Annotated in this window: 13 protein-coding genes and 1 tRNA gene; all 14 read right to left on the bottom strand. The window is 51.9% G+C overall.

Translation table 11 applies throughout. The features are described from left to right. Positions 1 to 31 precede the first annotated feature (31 nt). The 14 genes from DPO_RS15520 to pheS all read right to left on the bottom strand — a co-directional run bounded on the left by DPO_RS15520 (position 32) and on the right by pheS (position 15813). A complete protein-coding gene (locus DPO_RS15520) occupies positions 32 to 655 on the bottom strand; it encodes an NAD(P)H-dependent oxidoreductase (protein WP_006967071.1) in 624 nt (207 codons plus the stop codon). A gap of 16 nt (positions 656 to 671) precedes the next feature. Further along, a complete protein-coding gene (locus DPO_RS15515; RefSeq protein WP_006967069.1) occupies positions 672 to 1583 on the bottom strand; it encodes a proline dehydrogenase family protein in 912 nt (303 codons plus the stop codon). A gap of 90 nt (positions 1584 to 1673) precedes the next feature. Further along, positions 1674 to 2267 (bottom strand): hypothetical protein, encoded by a 594-nt coding sequence (locus DPO_RS15510; protein ID WP_006967067.1) that lies wholly within the window; start codon positions 2265 to 2267, stop codon positions 1674 to 1676. Positions 2268 to 2269: 2 nt separating this feature from the next. Continuing rightward, positions 2270 to 3064: an MBL fold metallo-hydrolase gene (locus tag DPO_RS15505; protein WP_006967065.1), complete on the bottom strand. Its 795-nt coding sequence runs from the start codon at positions 3062 to 3064 to the stop codon at positions 2270 to 2272. Next, positions 3051 to 5141, bottom strand: a complete 2091-nt coding sequence (pnp, locus tag DPO_RS15500) for a polyribonucleotide nucleotidyltransferase (protein WP_006967064.1) — start codon at positions 5139 to 5141, stop codon at positions 3051 to 3053. The genes DPO_RS15505 and pnp overlap by 14 nt, the downstream gene beginning before the upstream one ends. Before the next feature lie 205 nt (positions 5142 to 5346). Beyond that, a complete protein-coding gene (gene rpsO, locus DPO_RS15495) occupies positions 5347 to 5616 on the bottom strand; it encodes a 30S ribosomal protein S15 (RefSeq protein ID WP_006967063.1) in 270 nt (89 codons plus the stop codon). A gap of 174 nt (positions 5617 to 5790) precedes the next feature. After that, positions 5791 to 6696 carry a tRNA pseudouridine(55) synthase TruB gene (gene truB / locus DPO_RS15490; RefSeq protein ID WP_006967062.1) on the bottom strand — a complete coding sequence of 302 codons (906 nt, stop codon included), beginning with the start codon at positions 6694 to 6696 and terminating at the stop codon, positions 5791 to 5793. A 31-nt stretch (positions 6697 to 6727) separates the two neighbouring features. Next, positions 6728 to 7114, bottom strand: a complete 387-nt coding sequence (rbfA, locus tag DPO_RS15485) for a 30S ribosome-binding factor RbfA (RefSeq protein WP_006967061.1) — start codon at positions 7112 to 7114, stop codon at positions 6728 to 6730. Continuing rightward, a complete protein-coding gene (gene infB / locus DPO_RS15480) occupies positions 7114 to 10119 on the bottom strand; it encodes a translation initiation factor IF-2 (protein ID WP_006967060.1) in 3006 nt (1001 codons plus the stop codon). The genes rbfA and infB overlap by 1 nt, the downstream gene beginning before the upstream one ends. Positions 10120 to 10192: 73 nt before the next feature. Next, complete coding sequence (nusA, locus tag DPO_RS15475; RefSeq protein WP_006967059.1) at positions 10193 to 11584, bottom strand: transcription termination factor NusA; 1392 nt, start codon at positions 11582 to 11584, stop codon at positions 10193 to 10195. A gap of 18 nt (positions 11585 to 11602) precedes the next feature. Next, complete coding sequence (locus tag DPO_RS15470) at positions 11603 to 12073, bottom strand: ribosome maturation factor RimP (protein ID WP_006967058.1); 471 nt, start codon at positions 12071 to 12073, stop codon at positions 11603 to 11605. Positions 12074 to 12240: 167 nt separating this feature from the next. Further along, positions 12241 to 12316, bottom strand: a tRNA-Gly gene (locus DPO_RS15465). 51 nt (positions 12317 to 12367) lie between these two features. Further along, the gene (gene pheT, locus DPO_RS15460; RefSeq protein ID WP_006967057.1) at positions 12368 to 14803 is read right to left on the bottom strand and encodes a phenylalanine--tRNA ligase subunit beta; all 2436 of its coding nucleotides are present in this window, start codon (positions 14801 to 14803) and stop codon (positions 12368 to 12370) included. A 2-nt stretch (positions 14804 to 14805) separates the two neighbouring features. Continuing rightward, positions 14806 to 15813: a phenylalanine--tRNA ligase subunit alpha gene (gene pheS / locus DPO_RS15455; RefSeq protein ID WP_006967056.1), complete on the bottom strand. Its 1008-nt coding sequence runs from the start codon at positions 15811 to 15813 to the stop codon at positions 14806 to 14808. Between the last annotated feature and the right edge of the window lie 16 nt (positions 15814 to 15829).

Genomic DNA, 15829 nt, shown 5'->3' with positions numbered 1-15829 from the left:
AAAGAACCGGATTCAGATCCAGCGAGGCCGGTTAACGGATTTCAACCAGTTTCTCTTTAGAGTGGCGCCGCCGGGGGGGCTGCTTGTCCGACCGGTATCCCAGGGCCACCAGCACCGCCACTTCGAACTTTTGGGTATCGATTTCCAGAATGCGCTCCACCCGGTCTTTTTCAAACCCCTCCATGGGGCAGGAATCAATGCCCATTGCCGCGGCAGCGGTCATGATATCGGCCAGGGCGATGTAACACTGCTTGCTGCACCAGGCATACAGATTCATTCGGGGCAGCACCTCTGTTTCCATATGATGCCGATATTTTTCAATATAAGCGGTGGTGGCATCTTCGGGCAACCCTCTGCGGCCAAAACTTTCAGCCACATACGGGTGGCCCGGGGCCACCTGATCCGGTCTGGCCAGAATCACGATCACATGGCTGCTGTCAGTTATCTGAGTCTGGTCCCAGCAGGCCGGGCGCAGTTTCTCCCGGATACCCGGTGATTGCAGCACCAGAAATTTCCAGGCCTCCATACCGAAAGAAGAGGGAGACAGCACCGCCGCCTCCAGAATCGTGTCCAGATCTTTGGTGGCAATCTTTCTGGCCGGGTCGAATTTCTTGCAGGCATGACGAAAATTCAAGGCATCGATGACGGCGTTCATGGCGGCATCTCCTTATTTATCCTTTGGCAAACAACGCCTTCACAATATGGGTGACCATGGCTGGATTTTCCTTGAGCCGGCGGGTGGAATACCCGAACCAGTGTTCCCCGAACGGCACATACACCCGCACCTTGTGGCCGGCATCCGCCAGGCTCTGCCGCTGTTTGGGGGTCACTCCGTACAGCATCTGAAATTCATACCGGTCTTTGGGGATATTGTATTTCTGGATCAGCTTCAATGCGCCCTCGATCAGGGGCTTGTCATGGGTGGCAATACCCGGATAGATGCCGCTCTGGAACATGAATTCCAGATCTTCCAGATAATGGGCATTGATCTCTTCGTATTTTTTGTATGCAATGGCGGGGGATTCCACATAAATCCCTTTGCACAGCCGAAAATTCAGGTCCGCCTCATCTGATTTCAGGTCCAGCATGGCTTCGATATCGGAGCGGGTCCGTTTCAGGTACGCCTGAAGCACCAATCCCACATTTTTTGGAAATTCCGCTTTGATCCGCCTGAAAATCTCAATGGTGTCGTCCACAGTGGGGGAGTTTTCCATGTCGATGCGGACAAAATTATCATATTCAGCCGCTGTGGCCACAATATCCCGCATGTAGTCAGAACAGGTCTGCTTGTCTAGAAGAAGACCGAACATGGTGGGTTTGATAGAATAATTTCCCTTGACGTCCGTGGCTTCCATCGTGTTGATCAGATCAATATACTGATCCCGGTTGTCTTTGGCCTGGTCCATGTTTTCAATGAACTCACCCAGAATATCCAGGGTGACCAGGGTATTGTTCCGGTTCAGCTCCCTGGACGCTTCGAAGGCCTGTTCCGTGGTTTTCCCGGCAATATACTCCTTTGAAAACTGCCAGATCAGCTTCTCAGGCATATGGGGAAGAATCTGACTGATAAGTTTATTTATCATGATAATCAAACTCCTTTTGAATGAATTTTCAGATACTTTCCCTCAATGGTTAAACCATTATAAAAAAACAGTCAAGGATTATTCCTTTTTTTACACCGGTTTGATCCAGAATACCATTTTTTTGGGTGATTCCTCTACCTCGTCCAAGTCTTTCCACAGAAACCGGGTGGTCAAATCAGGGCGCCGGGTATAACCGCGTCTGTTCCAGTAGCCATCCAGGGGCCGGTATCCCGAAGGTTTGGCCGGATGATCCGCCGGCCGCTCCACCGCACAAAAGCAGACCCGGTCGAACCGCCCCAGGGATCGGGCATATCCTTCGCGTTCCGCGAAAAACCGCGCGTAAATTCCGGTCCCGCGACAGGCTTTTTTCATGACTGATTCGCCAAAATAAAATATTTTGTCAATGTCCTGCCCCTGTGCCGCAAACGGGGCCTTGAATTCTTGGGCTGCATCCTTCATGGGCAGGCCGGTGGAGGCCCCCACCAGGTGTTCGTCTTTAAAAGCCCCCACCACCAGACTTTCAGAGCACGCAGCATAGGATTTCAGATATTCGGTTTCGTATTCCACACTGCCGTCATACAGATACGGGTATTCTTTGAACACTTCGATCCGCAGCCGGGCCAGCTCATCCAGAAACGGATGGATCTGATCCCCGGTCAAGTTCTTAACGATCAGTTTTGTCATCTTTATTTTTCCTTTCCTGTTATTCGGATCACGTCTCCAGGCCGGTCGGGTCCGGCAACGGACAGCGCGGTACCCGGCCGGTTCAGACAACGGCCCACCTCGGCCAGGGCCCGTTCAGGCCGGTTGTTTTCTTCGCTCAGATGGGCCAGGATCACATGGTGCAGCTGGTCATGGTAAAGGTCCGCCAGAAGGGTGCCGGCATCATTGTTGGACAGATGGCCGGTGCGCGATTGAATCCGCTGCTTCAGATGCCACGGATAAGATCCGTTGATGAGCATCTCCGGATCATGATTGGATTCCAGATAAAGAACTGAAGAACCGGACAGATGGGTCCGCACCAGGTTGGTCACCACCCCCAGATCCGTGGCGATGCCGATTTTACTCTGCTGCCAGGTCAAGGTCAGACCGGCCGGGTCCGAGGCGTCATGGGAGATGGAAAAGGGATTCAGGACCAGATCCCGGATGTCAAACCGGGTCCCGCATTCAAAATGAATCAGTTCAGGCACATGGCCCAGTCCGGGGCAGGCCTGATGGGTGGCGGAAGAGATATAAACCGGAATATTGAATCGCCGTCCCAGGACGCCGGCGCCTCTGACATGATCGATATGTTCATGGGTGATGACAATGGCGGACAGATCAGCAGGATCCTGTCCCACTGCCGTCATCCGCCGCTGAAGCTCCACACCGGACAAACCGGCATCCACCAGAATGGCGGTGTCCGGCGTGGAGACCAGCAATGCGTTTCCTTTGCTGCCCGAAGCCAGCGGACAGACGCAAAAAGAATTATTCTGTTTCATCCGCCTTGACAGCTTTGTAGCTGAGTTTGATTTTTCCGTCCCGGGTGATATCCAGGACCTTGACTTTGATCACATCCCCCTCTTTGACCACATCCGTGACCTTCTTGACCCGGTAGTCGGCCAGCTCGGAAATATGCACCAGGCCGTCGGTGCCGGATTTGATATTCACAAACGCCCCGAAATCGGTAATTTTCACGACCTTGCCTTCATAGATGGCCCCGATTTCCGGATCCAGCGCGATATCCGCCACCATGGCCAGAGCCCGCTCCGCATCCTCCTGATTTTCCCCGGCAATTTTCACCAGTCCGGAGTCATCCACTTCAATGGTGGTGTTGGTGTCCGCCTGGAGGGCCCGGATAATCTTGCCGCCCGGGCCGATAATATCCCTGATCTTGTCCGGATTGATGGTGATGCTCAAAATTTTGGGGGCATGGGGAGAAATATCTTCCCGGTACGTGTTAATGGTTTTCAACATCTCTCCCAGAATATGAAGCCGGCCTGCTTTGGCCTGAATCAGGGCTTTTTCCATGACATCTTTGGACAGCTCCTTGATCTTGATATCCATCTGCAGGGCCGTGATGCCGGCTTCAGGACCGGCCACCTTGAAATCCATATCCCCGAAATGATCTTCATCCCCCAGGATATCGGACAGAATCACGGTGTTGTCCCCGTCTTTGATCAATCCCATGGCAATACCGGAAACCGGTGCCTTGATGGGCACACCGCCATCCATGAGCGCCAGGCACCCGGCACAGATCGTGCCCATGGAGGAAGACCCGTTGGACTCCATGACCTCACCCACCAACCGGATGGTGTATTCAAAATCGGCCGGATCCGGCAGTATCCGCTCAATGGCACGGGTAGCCAGATTCCCATGACCGATATCCCGGCGGCTGGGACCGCCGGCCCGCTTCACCTCTCCCACGGAATAGGGAGGAAAATTGTAATGCAGCATAAACGCCCGGGTCTCGTTGCCGGCCAGGGTTTCCACCCGCTGCTCATCCGGGCCGGATCCCAGGGTCATGACTCCGAGGACCTGGGTTTCTCCCCGTGTAAACAGCGCACTGCCGTGGGGTCTTCGCAGCATTCCCACTTCACAGGTGATGTTACGAATTTCATCAAAGGCCCGGCCGTCAATGCGGTGATTTTGTGTCAAGGTGATCTCACGGCTGACTTCCTTGACCGCCTTGCTGAAATTTTCCTTGATTTCCTTACCCTGGTCCGGATACTCCTGGGTAAAATGTTCCACCACCTCATCCTTGTAAAGGCTTAACGCATTCTGACGTTCTATTTTGGTCTTGATCTGGACGCGTTCGCGGATGCCGTCTTTTGCAAAATCAACGACCTTGGCAGCCAGTTCCGGGTCCCGTTCTGCGGGAACAAACACTTTCTTTTCCTTGCCCAGGGTGTTTTTTAATTCCACCTGCATGTCAATGATGGGCTGCATGGCATCATGACCGAAATAAATGGCATCCAGCATGTCTTTTTCCGACACGATATTGGCGCCGGCTTCCACCATGACCACACCGGTTTTAGAGCCTGCCACCGTCAAATCGATGTCACTTTCCATCATCTGTTCCAGGGTGGGGTTGGCAACGAACTCACCGTTGATACGACCCACCTTGATACCGGCAATAGGGCCGTCAAACGGGATATCTGAAATTTCCAGGGCCGCAGATGCCCCCACCAGGGCCAGAATGCCCGGATCACACATTTTATCGGTTGACAGCACAGTGGCGATGACCTGGGTTTCAAAATTATATCCTTGTGTAAACAACGGACGGATGGGCCGGTCGATCTGTCTGGCCCGCAATGTTTCATCTTCAGAGGGCCGGCCGATCTCCCGCCGGAAATAGTTGCCCGGAATCCGGCCGGCCGCATAAATTCGTTCCTGATACTCCACGGTCAGGGGCAGAAAACTCACATCCTCTTTGGGATTTTTTGCCGACACTGCCGTCACCAGTACCACGGTTTCGCCCAGCTGCACCACCACCGCACCGGATGCCTGTTTGGCCATTTTGCCGGTGCTGATGGAAAATTCCCTGCCGCCGACTGTCGCTGTTAATGTTTTCTCCATGATTTCTCCTTTTAAATTAGGTAAAAAAGGCGGAAATCCATTGAAACGCACTCAAAACAATAAACCCGCATGTGTATCATCCAACAAATTGCTGGATGGCACAGATGCGAACTTATTTATTCGTGTTTTCAAGAATTGCCGCCCGGTAAACTGCAAAAAACCGGTTTTTGACCTGAACACAGCCAAAAACCGGTTTATCGTCATATTATCTTCTGAGCCCCAGCCTATCGATCAAAGATCGATACCGGTTGATGTCTTTTTTCTTGACATAATCCAGCAGGTTTCGGCGCCGTCCGACCAGAATCAACAATCCCCGGCGGGAATGATGATCTTTTTTATGCACTTTCAAATGTTCGGTCAGGTAGCTGATGCGGTGAGTCAGAATGGCCACCTGCACCTCGGGTGACCCGGTATCTGACTCATGGATCTTGAACTGCTCAATCATTTCTTCTTTGTTTTCTGCTAATAAAACCACGGTGTGACTCCTTTATCTGGAATAAATAAATTCCGGCATTCATTTGGCCGGCTTTGCGCCGTTACCAGGGGCATCCAATATTCCATTCAGACGATCCTGATGTTTCTGCCAAACGGCCGATACTGAAAATTGCCCCGCATTTTTTCATTACAAGGGGGCAGATCTTTCTACCATTTACCGGTTGAAAACGCAACAATAATTATATTCCGGCCGGTCTGGATCCGGTTCTATCACGGCAATGAGCCGACCTGTCGAATCCAGGACCCGGACCGGGGTCTGTGCGGGCACCGGTTCTGTCTGAAATGAACGCACCTCATGGTCAGACAGTTTCATCCCATGTCCGATTTTTTGGGTCATGGCATCGTCCACCTGCATCCGGGGCAGAAAAGACAGACAGTCTGTCATGGGAATCACTGATCTGTCCAAAGGCAGCCTGGGCAATGCTTCCAATTCATGGGCCTGATCCAGTGTAAAATGGCTGACACCGGTCCGGCACAATTTTGACAAATGTGCGCCGCACCCCAGCTGTTCTCCCATATCATGGGCCAGACTCCGGATATAGGTTCCGCCGGAGCAATGGATATCCAGTTCAAATTCCGGCAGGTTCACGGCAATCATCCGGATGGAAAAAATCTCAATGGGCCGGGCGGGTTTCTGGATCATTTTCCCCTGACGGGCCAGTTTATACAAAGGCTGACCCTGGTGTTTCAGCGCTGAAAAGCTGGGTGCGATCTGCCGTTGTTTTCCTTTGAATCCTGCCACGATGTGTTGTACCTGTTCCGGTTCAATGGCGCCAAGACATCGAGGGTCTGCTTGATGGACAATCTGACCGGTCCGGTCATAGGTGTCGGTTTCAATTCCCAAACACACTGTGGCCCGGTACTGCTTGGCGCCCCCCAGAAAAAACCGGCTCAGCCGGGTGGCCTGCCCTAAAGCGATCGGCAAAAGACCTGTGGCAAAGGGATCCAGCGTTCCAGTGTGTCCGGCTTTTTTTACTTGAAATATCTTTTTGACCTGACTGACGACCCGGGCGGAAGAGATCCCTTCCGGCTTGTTGATCAGCACCATACCGTTTTTCATCAATACCGCCGCTTTTTCAAAACAAAGATGCTTATTCAGATTCCCCGCTGCCGGGGTCCGAATCTTTGGGGATATCTTTGACCACTGAATCGATCAGGGCATCCATTCTGGCAGCTTTGTCAAATGAATCATCGTGAAAAAACCGCAGTTCCGGCATATATTTAAGTCCCAGCTGGGGAGCAATGTGCTTTTTGATAAATCCTTTGGAGTTTTTAAAGCCCGCCAAAGTGGCTGCGATCCGGTCCTCATCTCCGAAAACCGTCACATAGATACTGGCCAGCCTCAGGTCCGGGGTCAGTTTGACCCGGGACACCGTGGCCATCTCTATTCTGGGATCACTGATTTTTTTGGTCAGAAGCTCGGTTATGGCCTGCTGGATCTTTATGCTGATCCGTTCAGCCCGGGTATATGGTTTCATCAGTTCTCTTTCTGGGGCATATATTTTCTTTCTTCCACTTCATAACACTCGATGATATCGCCCGCCTTGATATCATTGTATTTGGCCAGACCGATGCCGCATTCATACCCCTGTTCCACTTCCTTGACATCATCCTTGAATCGGCGCAGAGAGGACAGCTGGGTATCACACTTGATCACACCTTCTCTGAGCAGCCTTACCTTCTTGCCCCGGATCACCTTGCCTTCGGCAATGTGGCATCCGGCAATGGTGCCGATTTTAGGCACCACAAAAGTGTCCCGCACCTCGGCACGCCCAATGATAATTTCATGAAAAGTGGAGGGCATCATGCCGTCCAGAGCCGCCTTGATATCATTGATCACATCATAGATGATATCATAGAACCGCATGTCCACATTTTCGTCCTTGGCCATTTTCCGGATCTGGGGTGTGGGTCTGACATTGAATCCGATGATAATGGCATCCGACACACTGGCCAGGCCCACATCCGATTCATTGATGGTACCGACTCCGGAATGGATAATCTTGATATCCACTTCCTCTTTGGCCAGATCCTTGAGGGAATCGTTCAATGCTTCGATGGACCCCTGGACATCCGCTTTGACGATCAGCTTCAACTCTTTGATTTCCTCGGAACCTAAGTTCTCGAACATTTTCTCCAGGTTGGCCCGGCTCTTTTTGGCCAGTTCTTTGGCCCGCTGTTTCTGCATACGGTGATTGGCGATCTGTTTGGCATCCTTGTCTGTCGCCACAGCCACAAACTCGTCTCCGGCATCCGGGACCCCGGTCAATCCTACGATTTCCGCCGGTGTGGAGGGACCGGCTTCCTCAATCCGGTTGCCCAGATCATCGATCATGGCCCGGATTTTGCCGGAGTGGAGCCCGCACACGATGGCATCTCCATCCCGCAGGGTCCCCTGCTTCACCAGCACCGTGGCCACGGCCCCCCGGCCGGTATCCAGCCGGGATTCCACCACATAACCGCTGGCATTCCGGTCCGGATTGGCCTTGAGTTCCAGCACTTCGGACTGGAGCAGTACCATTTCCAGCAGATCATCGATCCCTTCACCGGTTTTGGCGGACACTCTGACAAAAATCACGTCTCCGCCCCATTCTTCCGCCAAAAGGTCCAGTTCAGCCAGTTCCCGCAAGATACGATCCGGGTCCGCCCCGGGTTTATCCATTTTGTTCACGGCCACCACCACCGGCACACCGGCAGCTTTGGAATGGTTGATGGCCTCAATGGTCTGGGGCATGACTCCGTCATCCGCCGCCACCACCAGAATCACAATATCCGTGACCTTGGCCCCTCTGGATCGCATGGCGGTAAAAGCGGCATGGCCCGGGGTGTCCAGAAACGTGATCCGCCCGCCTTTGGGGGTATCCACGTTATACGCTCCGATGTGCTGGGTGATTCCGCCGGCCTCTCCGCTGGTAATTTTGGATTTTCGGATGACATCCAGCAATGATGTTTTCCCATGGTCCACATGTCCCATGATGGTGACCACGGGAGGGGTCTTGATCATGCGGCCCTTATCCTGATTATCGGTTTCGACCTGAAGCAGAACATCTTCTTCAAAACTGGCTTTTTCCACTTCAAAGTCAAATTCCGCCGCCACCAGGGTTGCTGTTTCAAAATCAATGGTCTGGTTGACCGTGGCCATCACACCCATGGTCATGAGTTTGGCAATCATCTCATTGGCCTTGATTCCCATCCGTTTGGCCAGTTCTGCCAGCTCAATGGCCTCGTCAATCTTGATCCGCCGCTTGATCGCCTTGGGGGTTGTGATCTGGGTTTTCTGGAACCCCCCTTTTTTGGCCCGGTTGTCTTTTTTGCCCCGTTTCTTTTTACCGCGGCCCCGGTAGAGTTCTTCTCCTTCCACCACTGATTTCTTTTTGCGTTTTTTGCGTTTCCCGTCAAACGAATCGCCTGGACCCTCATCCTTGCGACGATCTTTTTTTCTGAATCCCGGATCCGGTTCGCCTGGAATAAACGGCGCACCTGTATCCGGACCGGTTGCAACCGCACCGGATCGATTCGATGCAGCCGGTCGGGCAGTTCGCTCTGAACTCATGTCTTTTTTCTCTTCTTCCGCCCTTGTTTTCCGAATATTTTCCAAAACCACCGGATCCGCTTTTTTCACAATTTTGGCCGGAGTGGATTTCTTTTTTTTCTTTTTCTTTTTGGATGCTTTTGCCTCTTCAGTCTCCGGTGTTGCCGGCGCTTCCCGGGAAACATCTGATTTTTGAGGTTTCTTTTCTGTTGTTTCCGCTTCCTTATCTGTCACAACAGTCGAAGGCTTTTCCTGGACAGTCGAAGGCACCTCTTGGGCGGTATCGTCTTTCAAACTTTTTTCTTTTGCCGGTGGTGATTTTTTTTCCGACGCTTTTTGATCATCCGATACTGCAGATGCGGGTGTCGGCTCCGAAACAGCTGCTGATTTTTGTTTTGTTTTTGTGTCCACAGGTTCTGAGGCAGGTGTCGGCTTGACCGGTTCCGGCTCCGGGGGAAGAGTCTTTTTTACCGGTTTAATAATTCTGGCAGGCTCGGATTTTTTCTTTTTTGTCAAAGAGGTTTTTGGAGGCGTTGACACTTCAGAGGATTTCGGAACAGCGGCAGATGTTTTTTCAGCAGGTTTCTGTTCAGCCGCCACCGGTGGGGCGTCCGGTGTATCAATGGCTGTTTCCCGCCCGTCTGTGGTATCTTCGGTTTTCTGTACCTCCATTTCCGATACTGCAGAATCCTCCGGTTTTTCCCGGGATTCCATATACGGATCACGCCCGGCTTTCTTTTTACGCCGACGTATTACCGAAGGCCGGACCTTGAGGTCTTCTTTTTGTCTGGACTTGCCGAACAAACTGGCTTTGATCTGTTTGATTGCACTGTCCTCCAAAGAACTCATATGGCTCTTTGCATCAATATCGAGCTCTTTGAGTTTATTGAGCAGTGCCTTGTTTGTCATGTTCAGATCTTTTGCCAATTCGTATACTCTGAGTTTCGCCATACCTTGCCCCCAAGTAATCCTCTTTTAATGTTCTTTGCCCTAGCCTGCGTTTTTGCTGGTTTGTGTATGCGATTTACGGTTTAGCCTCGTTCTCATCCATGACATCGGAGTCGGTTTCATCTGCCGTATCATCGGCTTCGGGTTGTTCCACTGCTTCGGGTTGTTCCTCTGCTTCGGGTTGTTCCTCTTTTTCAGAAAGATGTGGGGAAATTTCCGCAGCCGCCTGTTCTTCCATCAATCGCTTTTTTGCCTGTGCAATGGTCGCGTCGGCTTCCTCCTCGGAAACTCCCATCACGGACGCCAGTTCTTCCGGTGACGTTTCCACGATATCCATCAAAGAGGCGTATCCGGACTTGAATAAAATTTCCGCCATGGGCAGACCGACATTTTCCAGTTTCATGAGACTGTCATACCCGAGTTTGACTTCCCGGCTGTATTCTTCTTCAGACGTCACTTCCAGATGCCACCCGGTAATTTCACAGGCCAAAGACACATTCTGGCCTCCCTTGCCGATGGCAATCGACAGATATTCATCATTGACAATCACTTCCATGGACCGGTTGTCCTCATCGATAATCACACGGGAGATTTCAGCAGGAGACAGGGCATTGCAGACAAAACGGGCCACATCCGGACTCCATTGAACAATATCGATTTTTTCTCCCCGAAGCTCCTGAACAATATTCTGGACCCGGTTTCCTTTCATTCCCACACAGGCCCCCACGGGATCCACATCGGAATCCGTGGATGACACGGCAATTTTCGCCCGGACACCCGGTACCCGGGCCGCTCCCTGAAGTGTCACAATACCCTCGGCCACTTCCGGGACTTCGGTTTTAAACAGTTCCATCAAAAACTCCGGATGAGTCCGGGACAAAAGGATCTGAGCCCCTTTGGACTCTTCCAGAACATCCAGCACATACGCACGGATCCGGTCTCCCCGTTTGTAATTTTCCCTGGGCATCTGCTCTCTGGGCCGCAGCACCGCTTCCGCCTGCCCCAGATTGACAATGATGCTGCCCCGGTCAAACCGCTGGACGATCCCGTTGATGATTTTACCTTTTTTATGAATAAAATTTTCATACACGGCATTGCGTTCAGCTTCCCGCATTTTCTGAATAATCACCTGTTTGGCGGACTGGGCCGCGATGCGGCCGAACTCTTCCGTGTCAATCCGGATCCCTAAACTGTCTCCGATCTCGCACTCGGGATCAAACTCATACCCTTGTTCCAGAGTCAGTTCATTGTCCGGAAATTCCACTTCTTCCACCACTTCCTTAAAATGGAACACTTCGACCTCACCGGTTTTGCCATCATAGTGCACCTCGATGTCCGCACGTGGACCCAGTTTTTTTCTGGCTGCGGAAACAATGGCTTCTTTGAGGGTATTTATCAATACCTCGGGGTCAATGCCTTTTTCACGGCTGACCTGATCGATCACTCTTTTAATATCTGTGATAAGCATGGTTAAGCGTTCTCCATTTTACCGGCCTGCAAGGTTTGCCTTGTAAATCTGCAGATCCGGGATTTCTACCCGTTCACCATCCACCTCGATCACGACTGCATCTTCTTGTATCTGTTCAAGTGTGCCGGTAAATCTTTTTTTCCCCTGGATGGATGCCCTGGTTTCTATTTTAATCTGACTGCCCTTGAACCGGTGAAAATCCTGTTTTTTCTTCAATGGCCGGTGGGGTCCGGGCGATGATACTTCCAGACGGTAACCGCCCATGTCCGGGAGATGCACATCCAGCAGATCCCCCAGTTGGCGGCTGATAGCCGCACAATCTCCCAGAGTGATACCACCGGGCTTATCCGCATAGATCCGAATGATGGTCTGACGATTCCAGGTAACCGTCTCCACATGAACCAGTTCAAACCCTTCCCCTTGACACAAGTCCTCCGCCACCTGTGTAATCAGGTTCACATGCTGTTTACTTTTATGACTCAAATCCATTCTCTAATCTGCACCCGAACCCCTTTGTTTAAAATACAAAAACGGGCAGATGCCCGTTCCTGTTCAATATTCAACTAAATCTTCGCCCTTCCCGACTCGGCTTGGATCATACCCGTTTCATTTCCATCACTGGAACTTTTCTGCCGGCCAACACCTTTACTGCAAGGTGGAGCGGGCAACGAGACTCGAACTCGCGACATCAAGCTTGGGAAGCTTGCACTCTACCACCTGAGTTATACCCGCATCACCGGCAATGTATAACAATACCCGTTTCTTTTGTCAATACCCCGTGTGTTATTCCGGCAGGTCCGCATGAAACGCTTTTACCAGACGGCTGGAAATGGCAGCATGAAGCTTGCGTATATGCTTCTCCATCAAGGTTTTATTTTCAGAGCGATACACGATTCGAAAGGACAAGGACTTTTTTCCTTCGGCCAGAGGGCTGCCTTCAAACAGGTCGAACAAATACATGTCTTCCACCAGAAATTCTTTTTCTGCAATGGTTTTCATTTGGCCCATAACATCCCCCACAGGAATCTGCCGCTCCACGATCAGTGTCACATCCTGGGAGATGGAAGGATATCGCGGCAGAGGTTTGGCCTGTATTTGGTCCGGCATATGGGCCATCACCGCCGACAGATCCAGTTCAAACACATAGGCATCCTGTTTAAGTCCGAGACTTCTCAACACCGGGTGGCTCAGTTTTCCCAGAACACCGATATCCCCCTGTTTGTGGATCTTTGCACCGTAACCGGGTTCAAAATAGGGACAGGCAGCTTCATCGATCCGTGTGAAAATCACCTCTTTAATCCCCAGTCCTTCCAGAAGATCTTCAATGGCCCCTTTGAGGTCAAAAAAATCCACGGGCTGTTTTTTGGCGTACCAGGTTTGCCGGGTCCGGTTACCCGTGATCAGTCCGGCCAGCATTTCCACTTCGTCGGGCAATGCATTGGCATCTGTATTGAAAAAGGTTTTGCCGATTTCAAACAGCCGCAGGGTATCTGTCTGCTGGGATGTATTTTTCCGCATATTTTCCAGCAGGCCCGGTAAAAGAGACGTCCTGAGCACGGACATCTGATCGGAAAGCGGGTTCAGAATCTGCACCACATTTCGGCGGGTATCGTTTTCCGACAACCGCAGCCGGTCACAGAAATCTTTGGCAATAAAATTGTAATTAATGGCTTCAGAAAACGACAGGCCGTTGAGTATATTGCGGACAGTCCGGCGTGTCAGGATCACCGGATTTACGGGACGGCCCTTGGCCGGCACCGGCGGATATGTGGTGTCGATCCGGTTATATCCCCATAACCGTGCCACTTCTTCAGACAGGTCTTCCGGCCGGGTGACATCCACACGAAAGGTGGGAACAGAAACCATCAGACAGCCTTTTCCGGCCGGCTGCACCTTGAATGCCACTGATTCCAGAATCCGGGAAATCTCCTGGACGGACAGATCGGTTCCCAGACGAATGTTCATGGCAACCGGGTCCAGTTCAATACAGACCGGCACCACCGGTTCCGGACAGGCATCAATCATGTCCTTTGCCATGGCCGCATCCCCCAGATCTGCCATCAGGGCCATGGCCCGCTGCAACGCATACACCGTGCCGTCGGGATCCACGCCCCGTTCAAACCGATGGGACGCATCCGTGGCAATCCCGGTCCGTTTGGCGGTCCTTCGGATGGAAACCGGGTTGAAGCAAGCGCTTTCGATCAAAACCCGGGTGGTGGTTGGAGCGATTTCCGAGTTCTCGCCGCCCATGACTCCGGCCAGGGCCACCGGTCGCTTGCCGTCACAGATCATGAGCATATCTGGATCCAGACGGTGTGTTTTGCTGTCCAGGGTGGTAAATTCCTTTTCATCTCCGGCTTTTTGAACCACGATACGCCCGTCGGCCAGATTGTCGTAGTCAAAGGCGTGCAGGGGCTGCCCGGTTTCCAGCATCACGAAATTGGTCACATCCACCACATTGTTGATGGGCGTCAGTCCCACGGATTCCAGCCGGCGCCGCAGCCAGAAAGGAGACGGTCCCACGGTCACATCAAACAAAAGACCGGCACAATATCGGGGACACAGGTCCGGATCCTTGATATCCACCCGGGCATGATCATGAATGGATGTACCGGTTAAGCGCTGCGGTGCCGGGGTCACATCCGGCTTGACAAGCTTCTGGTTCGGCTGGACAAAAGCCCCCGCTTCTCTGGCCACCCCCATCACGCTCAGGCAGTCGGGACGGTTGGGCGTCAAATCGATTTCAAAAACGGTATCGGCAAAATCCAATGCCTGATTCAACGGTGTTCCCGGAACATACTCTCCGGACAGATCCATGATGCCTGCGGCGTCCGTATCTAAACGAAGTTCGGCGCCCGAACAGAGCATCCCTTCCGACACCTGGCCCCGAAGCTTGCTTTTTTTAATTTTCACATCTCCGGGGAGGATGACCCCCGGCAACGCACAGGCCGAATACATACCCGGCCTAACATTGGGCGCACCGCAGACAATATGGGCCGGGGTACTGTTTCCGGTATCCACCACACAGCAGCTCAATTTATCCGCGTCCGGATGTTTTTTGACCTCCAGTACTTTGGCAACCACAATATCCTGAAGATACGCATACAGATTTTCAATCGCATCCACTTCAAGGCCGGCCATGGTCAGTTTCGAAGCGATCTCTTCGGGTTCAAGATCCAAAGCGATATATTCTTTTATCCAGCTCAGCGTGACTTTCATAATTAAAACTGCCCTAAAAAACGCATATCATTCTCGAAATATTTTCGGATATCATCAATGCCGTATTTGAGCATGGCCATCCGCTCGATACCCACACCGAATGCAAACCCGGTATATTTTTGGGTATCATACCCCACATTTTCAAACACGGCCGGATGAACCATACCGGATCCCAGAACTTCCAGCCAACCGGTTTTCGAACACACCCGGCATCCTTTTCCCTTGCAAATCACACACTGGATATCCACTTCCGCACTGGGCTCGGTAAACGGAAAATAACTGGGTCGGAACCGCAACGCGGTCTGACGGTCGAAAAACTGATGGACAAACGTGGTCAACACCCCTTTTAAATCACCAAACGATATCTGCTCATCCACCATCAGGCCTTCGATCTGGTGAAACATGGGGGTGTGGGTCAGATCAGAGTCACAACGAAACACTTTACCGGCGGATATGATCCGGACCGGGGGCTGTGTTTTTTCCATGGTCCGGGGCTGAGACGGAGAAGTATGGGTCCGCAACACGATATTGTCCGACACATAAAAGGTGTCCTGCATGTCTCTGGCCGGATGATACTTTGGAATATTCAATGCTTCGAAATTATAATAATCGGTTTCCACTTCAGGGCCTTCTGCGATGTCGAATCCCAGACGCATGAAGATATCGGATATCTCATCCAGCACCCGGGTGATGGGATGAAGGGCTCCATACCCTCGCCTTCGACCCGGCAGGGTCACATCAATGCCTGAACTTTTACCTGTTTTGGCTGTCTGAATCCGGGATCGGGCCTGGTGGATCGATTTTTCCAGTTTCATTTTAAGCAGATTGGCATTTTTCCCGGCATCCGGGCGCTGATCTTCGGGAAGAGAAGAGATCCCCCGCAAAAAAGCGGTTAAAATCCCCTTTCGCCCCAGGTACCGAACAGAAACCATTTCCAGATCTTCTAAAGTGTCTGCGGACTGAACCTCTTCAAGTGCCTGATTTTCTATGTTGTGGATCTGATTTTGCAAAACATCCCCCTTGATG

It is taken from the genome of Desulfotignum phosphitoxidans DSM 13687, assembly GCF_000350545.1.
GTDB lineage: Bacteria > Desulfobacterota > Desulfobacteria > Desulfobacterales > Desulfobacteraceae > Desulfotignum > Desulfotignum phosphitoxidans.
The sequence above is the reverse complement of the archived record's forward strand: the minus strand, read 5'-3'. Positions and strand labels throughout refer to the sequence as shown.

Coding starts and splice junctions, on each gene's coding strand:
- DPO_RS15520 (WP_006967071.1), bottom strand. CDS start 655: ATGAACGCCGTCATCGATGCCTTGAATTTTCGTCATGCCTGCAAGAAA.
- DPO_RS15510 (WP_006967067.1), bottom strand. CDS start 2,267: ATGACAAAACTGATCGTTAAGAACTTGACCGGGGATCAGATCCATCCG.
- infB (WP_006967060.1), bottom strand. CDS start 10,119: ATGGCGAAACTCAGAGTATACGAATTGGCAAAAGATCTGAACATGACA.
- DPO_RS15505 (WP_006967065.1), bottom strand. CDS start 3,064: ATGAAACAGAATAATTCTTTTTGCGTCTGTCCGCTGGCTTCGGGCAGC.
- rbfA (WP_006967061.1), bottom strand. CDS start 7,114: ATGAAACCATATACCCGGGCTGAACGGATCAGCATAAAGATCCAGCAG.
- pnp (WP_006967064.1), bottom strand. CDS start 5,141: ATGGAGAAAACATTAACAGCGACAGTCGGCGGCAGGGAATTTTCCATC.
- pheT (WP_006967057.1), bottom strand. CDS start 14,803: ATGAAAGTCACGCTGAGCTGGATAAAAGAATATATCGCTTTGGATCTT.
- DPO_RS15515 (WP_006967069.1), bottom strand. CDS start 1,583: ATGATAAATAAACTTATCAGTCAGATTCTTCCCCATATGCCTGAGAAG.
- truB (WP_006967062.1), bottom strand. CDS start 6,696: ATGAAAAACGGTATGGTGCTGATCAACAAGCCGGAAGGGATCTCTTCC.
- DPO_RS15470 (WP_006967058.1), bottom strand. CDS start 12,073: ATGGATTTGAGTCATAAAAGTAAACAGCATGTGAACCTGATTACACAG.
- nusA (WP_006967059.1), bottom strand. CDS start 11,584: ATGCTTATCACAGATATTAAAAGAGTGATCGATCAGGTCAGCCGTGAA.